The sequence below is a fragment of the Streptomyces sp. NPDC026062 genome, assembly GCF_055568375.1.
The window spans coordinates 1-12250 of record NZ_JBVHOQ010000018.1 but is presented as its reverse complement, the minus strand read 5'-3'; the positions used below and the strand labels follow the sequence as shown (position 1 = coordinate 12250).

The window sequence follows — 12250 nt, the reverse complement described above, 5'->3', positions numbered from 1 at the left end:
GGCACTGGTACCGACCCGCTCACGGGCATGGCACCGAAGGGGCCCAGGGTCCCTTCGAAGGTCTGGAACAGTGAAACCCCTCCTTTCATTTCCGCTTTACCAAATCATTACGGTATGCGTCCGGCGCGCCGCCGGACCGCGCGCGCCCGCGTGAGGTCGTTACGCTCTGTGTCATGCGCCCGATCGGCACCGCGACCCGCGGGACCACCAACCCGAACCGGCTGCGCCGCATGGACCGCTGGATCGCCGCCACGCACGGCCGCGCCCTGCGCCGCGCCGACGCCCCCGTGGCGGTCGACCTCGGGTACGGCGCCGCCCCCTGGACCGCCGTCGAGCTGCTGGAGCGCCTGCGCACCGCCGAACCACGCACCCGCGTGGTCGGCATCGAGATCTCCCCGGAGCGCGTCGAGGCGGCGCGTCCGTACGAGCGCGAGGGGCTCACCTTCCGGCACGGTGGATTCGAGATCCCGCTGGCCGGGCGGCCCTCGCTGATCCGGGCGGCGAACGTGCTGCGCCAGTACGACGAGGGTGAGGTGGCCACCGTCTGGCAGCGGCTGTGCGGCCGGCTCGCCCCGGACGGACTGCTGGTGGAGGGCACCTGCGACGAGATCGGGCGGCGTCATGTGTGGGTGGCGCTGGGCCCGGAGGGGCCGCGCACGGTGACCTTCGCGACCCGGCTCGGCTCGCTGGACCGGCCGTCGGACCTCGCGGAGCGGCTGCCCAAGGCGCTGATCCACCGCAATGTGCCGGGAGAGCCCGTCCACGCGTTCCTGCGCGACTTCGACCGGGCCTGGGCGGCGGCCGCGCCGTACGCCTCGCTGGGCGCCCGGCAGCGCTGGATCACCGCCGTGCGCGCGCTGTCGGGCGAGTGGCCGCTGACGGACGGCGTACGCCGGTGGCGTCAGGGCGAAGTCACGGTGAAATGGTCGGCACTGCGGCCCGAACGGTAGCCCGGCGCGCGGCAGACAGGGTGAATTCCCCCCGACACGCCCCGGCATTCCCCCGGCATCGGGAACGTCGGCGCGGCATCGTTCGTCCCAGAACAGGGGACCCGGACCGAATGCGTCGACCCGGGAGTGCCACGGGGCCCCGCGAGCCTGCACAGATGTGTCTGCCTCTGTTGCTTTTGGGTAGGGCATGGCACGATCTCGACGGCACCATAAGTTACTGACGGTAAATCAGATCCGTGGGGATCAGCTCGGAGGGGGAGCTTCGTGTACCGACGCCACTGTGCCGCTGCCGCGATCACTCTGGTCTGCGCGATGGCCGTACTGGCCTCGCCCGTTCAGGCCTTCGCCGCACCCGTACCCCCCACACCCGCCCCGGCCACGCCGGGGAAGAAGAGCCTCGAAGAGGTGCGCCAGGAGATCGAGGGCCTCTACCGGGCCGCCGGATCGGCCGCGGACGCGTACAACCTCGCCGAGGAGAAAGCCGAGAAGCAGTCGGGCGAGATCGTCAAGCTGGCCCAGGCCATAGTCGAGGGCCAGGCGAAGATCGCCGCGCTCAAGGACAGGGCGGGCGCCCAGGCCCGCGACGAGTACCGCAACGCCGGACTGCCCCCGGGCGCCCGGCTCATGCTCAGCGGCGACCCGCAGCTCTTCCTCGACGGGATCAGCCGGACCCGCCAGGGCCAGAAGGCCGCCACCGGCCTCCTGGGGGAACTGAACAGAACCCAGCAGGACCTGGAGACGTACACGCAGGACGCGAGCACCAACTGGACGAAGCTCGAAGCCAATCGCGTCAAGCAGGCCAAGGCCAAGAAGAAGATCAACGCACAGATCGCGGCCGCCAAGAAGATCGAGTCCCAGCTGGAGAAGGAGGAGCGCGCCCGGCTCCTGAAGCTGGAGCAGGAGGCGGAGTACAAGTCGCAGACCGCCTGGCTGAGTTCCGGCGCGCTGAAGGAGATCAACCGCGGGGCGAGCGCGGGCGGCAAGAAGGCGGTGGCCTTCGCGACCTCCAAGATCGGCCTGCCGTACGTGTGGGGGGCCGAGGGCCCCAAGTCGTACGACTGCTCGGGACTGACCTCCCAGGCCTGGGCGGCGGCCGGCCGGCCGATCCCCCGCACCTCGCAGGAGCAGTGGCGCCTGCTGCCGCACATCGCGATCAAGGACATGCGCCCCGGCGACCTGATCATCTACCACAGCGACGCCAGCCATGTCGGGATGTACATCGGCGACGGCGCGATCGTGCACGCCCCGCGCCCCGGCCGCAACGTCACCATCGCGGGAGCGGGCTCGATGGAGATACTCGGAGTGGTCCGCCCGGACAAGTGACACGCGCCCCGGCCCGGGACGGGACAAGTGCCACGCACCGCTGCCCGGGGACGGGGCGAGTGAAGCGGCCCGTGTCGCCCGTCCGGACGGGCGACACGGCCTCCCCCGGACGGGCGGCACAGAACCGGCCCCGCCATGCGCCCCTGCGGTGCATCCCGGACGATCCGGGAGGCGGCCCCGCACCACCCCGGACGTTCCCGGACACGGCCTCCGCCCCACCCCGAACGGTCCCGAACACGGTCCCCGCCCCACCCCCCGGGCACCCGCGTGAGCGGGGCCACTTCGCCCGGGGCGGCGGGCGTGACCTTTGTCATGCCGCCAAGAGCGCCGCGGAGCGGGCACATCGCGCCTGATCCGTGACCTGACGCGGCTTATGGCGGTGCATATGCCGGGGGCGGGGCGCGGTGCGCCATTCCGTTCCCGTATCCCGTAACGCTATGGTCCCCGTCTGGCGGGTCGTCGATCGTCGTCCCGCCGCGCCCTCGGGGGGAGGGAAGGAAACCCGAACCGATGCCCGTACCCGTACCGCAGCAACGCAGCGTTCCCGCTGCGGAGACCAGCAGCGGCACCGACCTCACCCTTCTGGTGATCGAGGACGATCCGGCGGGCACCTTCAGCGTCCCGGAACTCTCCGCCGCGGCCGGTGCCCGGGTCCGCATCCGCGCGGCCCGCAATCTGACCGAGGCCGAGCGGCTCCTCACCGACGACGTGGACTGCATACTGCTGGACCTGGCCCTGCCGTCCGGCACCGAGACGCGCGGCGACCGGGACACGGAGGCCGACGGGCTCGCCACGCTCAAGCACGTCCTTCAGATCGCGCCCCGGCATGCCGTGCTCGCCCTCACGGCCGAGGACGACGCCGAGCTGGCCGCCGAAGCGGTACGGGTGGGAGCGCAGGACTACCTCTTCCGCGGCGAGCTGGACGGCCGGCTGCTCAGCCGCGCCATCCGCTACGCGGTCGAGCGCAAACGGGCCGACGTCGCCCAGCACCAGCTCACCGAGTCCCGGCTGCGCGCCCAGGAGAACGCCCGGCTGGAACGCGGCCTGCTGCCCACCCCGCTGCTCGACGGCTCCGATCTGCACTTCGCGGCCCGCTACCGCCCCGGCCGCAGCCGTGCGCTGCTCGGCGGCGACTTCTACGACACGGTCCGCACACCCGACGGCACGGTGCACGTGATGATCGGTGACGTCTGCGGCCACGGCCCGGACGAGGCGGCACTCGGCGTCGAACTGCGCATCGCCTGGCGGGCGTTGACACTGGCCGGACTCTGCGGCGACGAACTGCTCTCCACCCTTCAGCAGGTCCTGGAGCACGAACGGGAGAGCGAGGAGATCTTCGCGACGCTCTGCACCGTCGACATCGCCCCGGACGGCCGCCGTGCGGGACTGTGCCTGGCGGGCCATCCCGCGCCCCTGATCGCCCGCCAGGGCCGGGCCGCGCACCTGCTTCCGTACGAGGACGGCGGTCCGGCGCTCGGCCTGCTCCCGCGCGCCCGCTGGCCGCGCAGGCAGGTGGAGCTGGGCGGCTCCTGGAGTCTGATGATGTACACGGACGGGCTGATCGAGGGCCGCGTCGGCAACGGCACCCAGCGCCTCGGCCAGGACGGGATGGTCGCGATGATCAACCGCCAGCTGTCCGAGGGGCTGAGCGGCGAGGACCTTCTGGAGGCGGCGGTCGCGCACGTCCGCGAGCTGAACGGCGGCGAACTCACCGACGACGTCGCGGTCCTGCTGCTCGACCGCGACCAGGACACCGCACGTGCGACGGCCCGCGACACCGTCGCCCGCGACGCGGCCCGCGGCAACGCCCGCCACCGGGCGCAGAACGGCGACCGGGGCCGGAGCATCCCGCGCCCCCGCCCCGGACAGATCTCACCCGCAGGCGCTCAACGCCCGCCGTTGTAGGGCCCGTACGGCCCGTCGCTGCTGGAGCCGCCCCGGCGGCCACCGCCGCCCGAGACCGCCTTGAGCGCGGGCCGTACGTCCACGAAGAACACGATGGACGCGACCACCCCGGCAAGCTGCACGAACAGCATGGGAACCCAGAGGTTCACCACCACCGCGATGCCGAGGATGATCAGCCAGAAGGGCTTCGTCTGCTTGTCCGCGGCACGGTACGCGTCCTCGCGGGTGATCGCGGCCATGACCAGGGCGACCACGGCAAGGACCGTCATGGCCGTATAGATCAGGCCGAGGAACGTGTTGAAGCCTTCGAGCAACATGATGTGCACCGCCTAATGAGTGAGTGAGCGCCTCGCGGCCAAGGTACTGGGACAACGGCCGGGGAACGCGAAATGGTGCCCGTCCGCCGCCCCGGCACACCTGCCGGGCATCGCGCCGCTACTTGGCGGTCGGCGGTGTCGTCTTCTTCGCGGCGGGCTTGCGCGCGGGAGCCTTCTTGGCGGGCGACGGCTTGGCCTCGGCCTTGACGGCCCTGGGCGCGGGCTTGGCCTGCACCGGCTTGGCGGCGGGCTTCGGCGCGGCCTTGGGCTCCGCCTTCACCGCCTCCGCCTTCACCGCCTCCGGCTTCGACTCCTTGCGCGGCTCGACGACGACGGCGATCTCCACGATCTCCTCGGCCGTCCCGCCACGCCACGTCCGCACGGTCTGCTCGCCGCGCTCGGCGACCTTCTCGTACGTCTCCCGGGCCCGGACCGCGTACTCCGCGGCCACGCCGACGCTGCGCAGCGCCAGGTCCTGCGCGCTCTCGCCGAGCTTCTTCAGGTCGGTGTCGAACGCCCCGATCACCTCGGTGACCTTGGCGGAAAGGGTGGCCTGCGCCTCCTTGGCCTGCCCGGCCACCTTCTCCTGCACGGCCTTGGGGTCGGTGTTGCGCACGGCCTCGATACGCTCCGGCGCCTCGGCGCGCAGCTGCTCGATCAGGGCCGGAACCCTCCGGGCCTGCTGAACGGCGAGATCGGCCGTACCGGCGGCGAAGTAGAGGGGGGTCGGGTCGGTGAGGGTCTTACGCAGGTCATCGGTGATGGCCATGACTGTGGTCCTCCCGGATCATCAGACTCAGTGTGAGGGTTTCGCAGGCTTCGAACCTGAACCTGTATCTCTATCGGCAGCACTGCCGTCGGCACTGAGGGGCACATCCGCACCGGACGCGCGCCCCTCGTCATCCGCCGGGTCCACGGGCTCGTCCTCGAACCCGTTCTCCTTGCGGAAGGAGGCGTAGATCTGCAGCAGCACGCTTTTCTGCCGCTCGTTGATCGACGGATCGGCCAGAATCACCGCCCGCGTCTCCAGCTCCTCCCGCTCCCGCTCATCCAGGATCCCGGCCCGTACGTACAGGGTCTCGGCGGAGATCCGCAGCGCCTTGGCGACCTGCTGGAGGACTTCGGCACTGGGCTTGCGCAGTCCGCGCTCGATCTGGCTGAGATAGGGGTTGGACACCCCGGCGGCATCGGCGAGCTGCCGCAGCGACAGCTGCGCGGTACGGCGCTGCTCGCGCAGGTACTCGCCGAGATTGCCGACGTTGAGTGAGGCCATGTACCGATAGTGGACCCATCTTGCTAACTTTTGCAAGCAGGTGCTTGCAAAAGTGTTCCGCACCACTCGGGCGGGCCCTTGAGGCTGGGCACGACGGGGTCATATGTGCAGGACACCGTCGTCTCGGCGTGCGATCCACCCCGACGGGGGAGGGCCGCGATCGATCAGTGCCGAAGACCGGGATCGAAACGGCTCGAACAGGCTTCAGGCCGACGTCGGATCCGAGGGCCGTCGTCGTGGAACCCGGCGAGGAAGGCCAGGAGCGGCGCGGTGACGGCATGCGTCTCAGCCGGCTCCTCCCGTGCCACCCGTTCGACGGTCCGGAGGGTCGCCGCGTCCCGCGGCCAGACCAGCGACAGCAGCCTCAAGGCAGGAACGCGCAACGGGCCGTCCACGCGGCGCTCCACGGCTGCGCGGGTCTCGGGGTGCTCGCGCCACCGCTGCGCGAGCACCTGAAGCGCTCTCAGGGCAACCCACGGCTCGGCATCGTCCGTAGCCTGGAGAGCGGCGGTCCGGACCTCTTCGCACTCCGGCCAGTAGTCGCCCGCCAGGCCGAGGGCCACGCCCCGGGCGGTGCCGTCCGTGTCGCCGACCGCCGCGAGCACGGCCGACCGCACCTCGGGGCGCTCCGGCCACTGCTCGGCCAGCGCGCGTATCGCCGTGGTCCGGACGGTGTCGTCGCTGTCGTCGACGGCGGCGAGCACGGCCTGGCGCACCTCGTCGTCCTGGGGCCACTGCTGGGCAATGCTCTCCACCGCGTACCACCGGACATCGGAATCGCTGTCCCGGACGCCTGCCATGAGCGCGGCCCGCAGCTCAAGGTCCCCGGACCACTCGTATCCGGCGAATTCGAGCGCCGTTTGGCGCACCTCAGCCACGACATCACGCGTGGCGGAGATCGTCGCCCGGCGTGCTTCCTCATCCGCCGGCCAGAATTCCGTCATTGTTCCCAGCACCTGCCACCGGACCTCAGGGTCCGCATGGCGGGTGAGCCCGAAGATCAGCTCCCGGACTTCGGGATCTTCCGGCCACTGCTCGCCCAGACTCCACACGGCCGCATGGACGTCGCCCGCGGACAGCGTGTCGTCACGGACGGCCTCGATCAGGGCCTGCCGGACCTCACTGTCGCCGGGCCAACTCGCGCACAGCGCGCGAAATGCTCCCATGTCACCGGTCGCGCGGGCTGCGGCGAACATGGCCGAACGCACTCCGGTGTCGTGCGGCCAATGCCTGCCCAGAAAACGCATGGCGGCCCCGCGCACGTGTGGGTCGCTGTCGTCCATGGCCGCCACGGCCAGCAGCCGAAACTCCTCGTCAGCGGGCCATTGCCCACGTAGCTCCGTCCAGGTGCCGGAACGCACGTACGGCCTCTCGTCAACGGCCGCGCCCAGGAGCCGGGATCGCACCCCCGGGTCCCCCACCAGGTAACGCGCGAGCGCGCCCATCACCCTTGCCCGCGACTTCGGGTCAATGCCTGTGTCGTCGACAGCCTCCAGAACCGCTCGCCGGCACTCCGGGTCCGAGGGCCAGTGCTCGGCCAGGAGAAGCAGGGCCGCACACCGGCAGTCCGAATCCGCCTCGGCATCATGGGCGACGTCGACCAGGAGCGCCCGTGCGTTGTCGTCGGCCGCGTATCGCTCCGCCAGCGTCCGCAGCGCCTCGGACTGCGTCTCCGGGTAGGCGCCGGAACCGCGCGCCAGGGCGAACACCGCCGCCTTGACCCCGGGATCGTCCGGCCATCGCTCGCCGAGGGCACGTACGGCAACCGCCCCGGCCGCATTCCAGGTGATCCGGGTGAACTCCATGGCCTCGGTGGAGTCGCGGCACATCGCCAGCCCGACGCGGACGGCACTGTGGCTCGCTTCCACCGTGCTGACGAGGTGGGGCCACAGCCAGCGGCGGAAGCGCTCGCGACCGCTCCACGAACCCGGGAAGCCCAGCAGGACCGCCCGTCCGCGCGGGAAGTCCACTCCGGGGAACATGGCGAGTTCCGCCGTGACCGCATCGATCACCGCGTCGCTCTGCAGGGCAAGTGACGCTTCGGCCTGCTCGGGCGGAACGGCCGGCCGGCCGATGCGATGCGCCTCGGCGAGGGCCTGGAGCGCGAAGTCGAGGAACGCGGTGTCGCCGTGGGGACGGAAGAGCGGGGCTCCGCCGCAGTGCTGGTGCAGCCTCAGCAGCCGCGCGATGAACTTTGCGTGGAGAGCCTCGGAGTCACGGCTGATCATGCCGAGGAACAGAAGAACGACTTCGCGCCAGCTGGGGTTGACCACCCGCTCCATCAGCTGGTCGAGGAGCGTCTCCTCGCTCCACTGCCGGTAGCGGTGCGCGAGGTCGCGGGCCGTCAGGTACTCCAGGAACGTCCGATGCACGAAGCCGTACGCGCCGGCTCCGAACGGGTGGATGAGGAAGGCGCGCTCATGCAGTCGATCGATCATCGCGCGTGCGACCGTACGTGCGACAGGCACCGAGTAGCCCAGCTCCGAGACAAAGTCCCGAACCACCTGCTCCAGCGCCCCGACGGCGATCAGCGGGCTGTCGCCGCCGCCCGACCGACCGCCCGGGGCAACCCCCTCCTGGATGCGGGAGGCGATCCGCTCCAGCAGTTCCTGGAGGACCCGGCCGTCGAGTTCCTCGATGGCATGCGCCACGTCCGGGTGCGCGTGAGGCGGAAGGCGAAGGTGCTTGGCGTCCCGGTCCCAGCGGCTGGCCAGGACAACCACGGCGTGCTCGTACACGTCCTTGCGGTCCCGGGGGATGGAGGCGCCGAGACCGATGGCGGCCAGGATCGCCAGCAGCAGCGGGTTGCCGGCGAGTTCGGCCACGGAAGGGAAGTCGCGTACGGCGTCGTTCAGCCGACGGGCGAGCCGGGCGCCCTCGCCGGGGCTGTCGGGGTGAGCGGCGGCGTACCACCGGCCGACGAACGACTCGACCTGTGCCCGCGAGAGATTCTCCAGCTTGGTGATCCCGAAGTCCGCGCGGGTGAACTCCCCCGCGCTGAAACCGACGATGCGGGAGGTCACCACGGAGCGGGTGTCCGGGTGGCTCTGGGCGAAGGCGGTGATCTGCCGGGCGATGTCGGCGCGACGGGCGGGGTCGAAGACCTCGTCCAGGCCGTCGAAGACCATCACTACCTGGCGCCGGCGGCCGGCCAGCAGATCCTCCAGGACCTCACGAGGCAGGCCCATCCGCTCGGCGGCGTTGTACTCCGCCCAGTACTCCTCGACCGTCACCCCGATCCAGCGGGGGTCGGCGAGCCTCCGCAACTCCACCACGACCGGAACGGTGTCCTTGAGCGCGACGACGCCGTCGGGGACCGTGTCCAGCCCGCCGGCCACGGCCAGCGCCAGGTACTTCGCCAGCGTCGTCTTCCCCGCGCCGGGGTCGCCGAGCACCACCAGACGGCGGCCGTCCTCCGAGCCGATGACGTCGAGGGCGGGCTGCGCGGGCCGTACGCGGGTGGGCCGGCGCCTCCTGCCGTCGAGCGCCCGCGAGGCCACCTCGTCGGCGTCCCGTTCGTCCAGTTCCCCGTGTTCCAGCAGGTCCTGGACGAGTCGCGGCGAGACGTGCGGACGCGGCCAGTCCCATGCCAGGAGCGGCTCCTCGAACACCGCGCCCAAGCCGATCTGCGGCTGCTCGCCCGCCCGGCCGGCCTCGCCGAGCACATCCATGTTCAGCCGGCCATGTGTCTGTACCAGACGCCGGAGGTATGCGCCGATCGCGGCATCCGTCGTGGCGCCGAGGCCGCCCCGGCGGTCCCGGGACCGCCGGTCCTCGGCGGCTTCGGCAGCGGCTTCCTCGTAGCGACGGAGCCAGGAGCGCCCGCCCGCTTGCGACACCAGCCAGTCCCGCCGCACCCGGCCGTCCGATTCCAGGGTCCGCTGTTCCGTCCAGGACAGCCAGACGGCGACAACCGCCAGGAGAACGTCCGCGTTCTTCGGCAGCCGGAAGTCCTCGGCCGATGCCGCCGCCCACTCGCTGGCACGCTGGCCATGGAACCGGTCCGTGCCCGTGAGCCCCGTGCGTCGCACCTGTCGCCGCAGATCGGCCTGGGTACGTTCCGGCTCCTTCCGGGCTGCCGCTGCCTGCAATTCCAGCAGTGCCCTGCGTAGTTCTTCGCGAGCGAACCCCATGAACCGATGCCCCCTGGTCGCCTTCGCGCCCCTGTCCGTTTCCCCTGCGTCGGCCGGACCCGCCCGAGGCGGGCGAACCGGGAAGCCGCTCTCAAGGGGCGCTGAACAGGCAGGGTAACTGCCGCGCTGCCCGGGGCGCCCGGGTGTCGGGACGCCCGGTGGCACCGCGGTCGAGAGTCGGGGGCGGAGCCGGATCCGGCTCGCCACCAGACCGTCGGATCCGGCTCGCCGTCAGACCACCGACGTACCGTCAGGAGACCGCTGTGACCCGTGCACGCAGGACCACCGCCGGCCATGTGCCGAAGGTGGGCCACCCCCGCCGCATCCGCCGCCCGTCCTCCCCGCACAGCCGCTTGCTCCCGCCGGTGACACCGTCCTGGCGCGAGACCTGGCACAAGACCTGGCACGAGTGCGTGCACCGCATCACGCTCAGCCTCGCCGACCGCGCAGGCGCCGCCGCCGTCGTCGTCCTTGAGTGGTGGCTGCGGAGCCACTGATGCTCCCAGGGGCGGCCCCACCGGTGATGAACCGGCACTCGGCCCGGTTCTCGCGATCCGGCGGTCGAGTTGACCTTCACCTTGGGGGAGCCCACAGCATCGACTGGGCCGGGCGATGTGCCCGGCATGAGGAGGAACGAGCATGGAGCTACTGACCATAGGGGCGTTCGCGAGGGCGTCCCGGCTGTCACCGAAGGCGCTGCGCCTGTACGACGAGCTCGGCCTGCTGACTCCCGCTCGCGTCGACCCGGTGACCGGCTATCGCCTCTACGCGCCGGAGCAACTGGATCAGGCTCGGCTGGTCGCCTGGCTCCGACGGCTCGGAATGCCTCTCTCCCGCATCCAGCAGGTCTGCACGCTGGATGCGGGTCCGGCAGCCGAGGAGATCCGCGCGTTCTGGTCCCAGGTCGAAGCCGACATCGCCGCACGGCGGGACTTGGCCACCTTCCTCATCGCCAACCTCTCCTGGAAGGACCCTGCCATGCCTCCGATCGCCAAGCCCCTGGCCATCCGTTACGCCGCCCTCTCCGACCCCGGCCTCGTCCGCGAGAGCAACCAGGACACCGTCTACGCAGGGTCCCGACTGCTTGCCGTCGCCGATGGCTTCGGCAGCGGTGGTGCCCCCGCAAGCGCCGCCGCCGTCGACGCGCTCAAGAGTCTCGACACGGACAGCATTCCGGCGAGCAGTCTCCTCAACGTCCTCGAGGACGCGATCGACCAGGCCGAGCAGGCCGTGCACGGCGTCGCCGGAGCCGGCCCTTCCTCCGAGGAGGCCGGCACCACACTCACCGCGATGCTCTGGACCGGCTCGCAGCTGGCCCTCGTCCACATCGGCGACTCCCGCGCCTACCTCCTGCGCGGCGGCGAGCTGTTCCAGATCACTCAGGATCACACCATGGTGCAGTCGATGGTCGACGAAGGGCGCATCAGCCCGGAGGAGGCCGTCTCCCACCCCCAGCGGTCGCTGCTGGTTCGGGCCCTGGGCCAAGGAGCCGATGGCACACCCGACATGCGTCTGCACGACGCACAGCGGGAAGACCGCTACCTGCTCTGCTCCGACGGCCTGTCGACCGTGGTGCCGGCCGGGGAAATGCACCGCGTGCTCTCCGGCATCAGCGAGCCCGAGCAGGCGGTCCGCGCACTCGTCGCCCTCGCCAACGGCTCCGGCGGACCCGACAACGTCAGCTGCGTGGTCGCCGACGTCATCGAGTCCCAGGAGCCGAAGTGAGCGGCACACACTTGGAGTTGCACCGGATCCGCTCCCGCGAGCTCATCTGCGAGGCGGACACGTACCGACTCGCCCAACAGGGCGGGAGGGCCGCACCGGTCCGCCGAACCATGCCGGCCGGCACATGGCGAGCGGCTTCACGGCGTATGCCGGCCCGGCTCAGCGGCTGAACCATCACGCTGTCCCCCGCTCTGCCCCGGGCCGGGCGTGCCGCTCGGACGTGGCCGGGCCGGCCCCCACCCGGAGGGGCCGGCCCGGCGTGGGAGAGGAGGGGTCAGCGCGCGTCCTCGGTGTGGAAGTCGAGGGGCCGGGGACACTTCGCGGCAGCGGTCCGGGAACTGCTGCGGCGTGCCGCCGGTGTACATCTCGGCCGCCTCACGGGTTCCGGCCACGTCGTCCTTCCACATCTGTGTGACGTCGGTACCGGGGTAGAGGCCGACCACGGCGGCCGGGGGCTTCGGGGTGGTGCCGCCGGAGGCCTCGATGGTCCGGATTCCCGGAGTCCCGGAGTCCCGGAGTCCCGGAGTCCCCTAGGTTCTGTCGTCAAATGATCTTGTGTGGTGGATCATGGTCGGGTGATACGTCGCCATGAACTGTCGGATGCCGAGTGGGAGTTCGTCCGCC

The 12250-nt window shown here is 71.3% G+C and carries 9 protein-coding genes; 5 read left to right on the top strand and 4 right to left on the bottom strand.

The features are described 5' to 3' along the window. Nucleotides 1-173 precede the first annotated feature (173 nt). From ACZ4LX_RS18085 to ACZ4LX_RS18075, 3 genes are all read left to right on the top strand, one after another. Nucleotides 174-950, top strand: a complete 777-nt coding sequence (locus ACZ4LX_RS18085) for a class I SAM-dependent methyltransferase (RefSeq protein ID WP_467645621.1) — start codon at nucleotides 174-176, stop codon at nucleotides 948-950. Nucleotides 951-1214: 264 nt separating this feature from the next. Beyond that, complete coding sequence (locus tag ACZ4LX_RS18080; RefSeq protein WP_467645625.1) at nucleotides 1215-2273, top strand: C40 family peptidase; 1059 nt, start codon at nucleotides 1215-1217, stop codon at nucleotides 2271-2273. 510 nt (nucleotides 2274-2783) lie between these two features. Continuing rightward, nucleotides 2784-4178: a PP2C family protein-serine/threonine phosphatase gene (locus ACZ4LX_RS18075; RefSeq protein ID WP_467645628.1), complete on the top strand. Its 1395-nt coding sequence runs from the start codon at nucleotides 2784-2786 to the stop codon at nucleotides 4176-4178. Here the strand turns inward: ACZ4LX_RS18075 and ACZ4LX_RS18070 are convergent. The 4 genes from ACZ4LX_RS18070 to ACZ4LX_RS18055 all read right to left on the bottom strand — a co-directional run bounded on the left by ACZ4LX_RS18070 (nucleotide 4160) and on the right by ACZ4LX_RS18055 (nucleotide 9901). Further along, the gene (locus tag ACZ4LX_RS18070; RefSeq protein WP_467645630.1) at nucleotides 4160-4495 is read right to left on the bottom strand and encodes a DUF2516 family protein; all 336 of its coding nucleotides are present in this window, start codon (nucleotides 4493-4495) and stop codon (nucleotides 4160-4162) included. The genes ACZ4LX_RS18075 and ACZ4LX_RS18070 overlap by 19 nt on opposite strands. 118 nt (nucleotides 4496-4613) lie before the next feature. After that, nucleotides 4614-5264: a hypothetical protein gene (locus ACZ4LX_RS18065; protein WP_467645633.1), complete on the bottom strand. Its 651-nt coding sequence runs from the start codon at nucleotides 5262-5264 to the stop codon at nucleotides 4614-4616. 27 nt (nucleotides 5265-5291) lie between these two features. Then, the gene (locus tag ACZ4LX_RS18060; RefSeq protein WP_467645635.1) at nucleotides 5292-5768 is read right to left on the bottom strand and encodes a helix-turn-helix domain-containing protein; all 477 of its coding nucleotides are present in this window, start codon (nucleotides 5766-5768) and stop codon (nucleotides 5292-5294) included. A gap of 164 nt (nucleotides 5769-5932) precedes the next feature. After that, entirely contained in the window at nucleotides 5933-9901 is a 3969-nt protein-coding gene (locus ACZ4LX_RS18055; RefSeq protein ID WP_467645641.1) for a HEAT repeat domain-containing protein, read from the bottom strand. Nucleotides 9902-10164: 263 nt separating this feature from the next. Here ACZ4LX_RS18055 and ACZ4LX_RS18050 point away from each other — a divergent pair, with 263 nt between their 5' ends. After that, nucleotides 10165-10398 (top strand): hypothetical protein, encoded by a 234-nt coding sequence (locus ACZ4LX_RS18050; RefSeq protein ID WP_467645643.1) that lies wholly within the window; start codon nucleotides 10165-10167, stop codon nucleotides 10396-10398. A 142-nt stretch (nucleotides 10399-10540) separates the two neighbouring features. Next, the gene (locus tag ACZ4LX_RS18045; protein ID WP_467645647.1) at nucleotides 10541-11626 is read left to right on the top strand and encodes a MerR family transcriptional regulator; all 1086 of its coding nucleotides are present in this window, start codon (nucleotides 10541-10543) and stop codon (nucleotides 11624-11626) included. The last annotated feature ends 624 nt before the right edge of the window (nucleotides 11627-12250 follow it).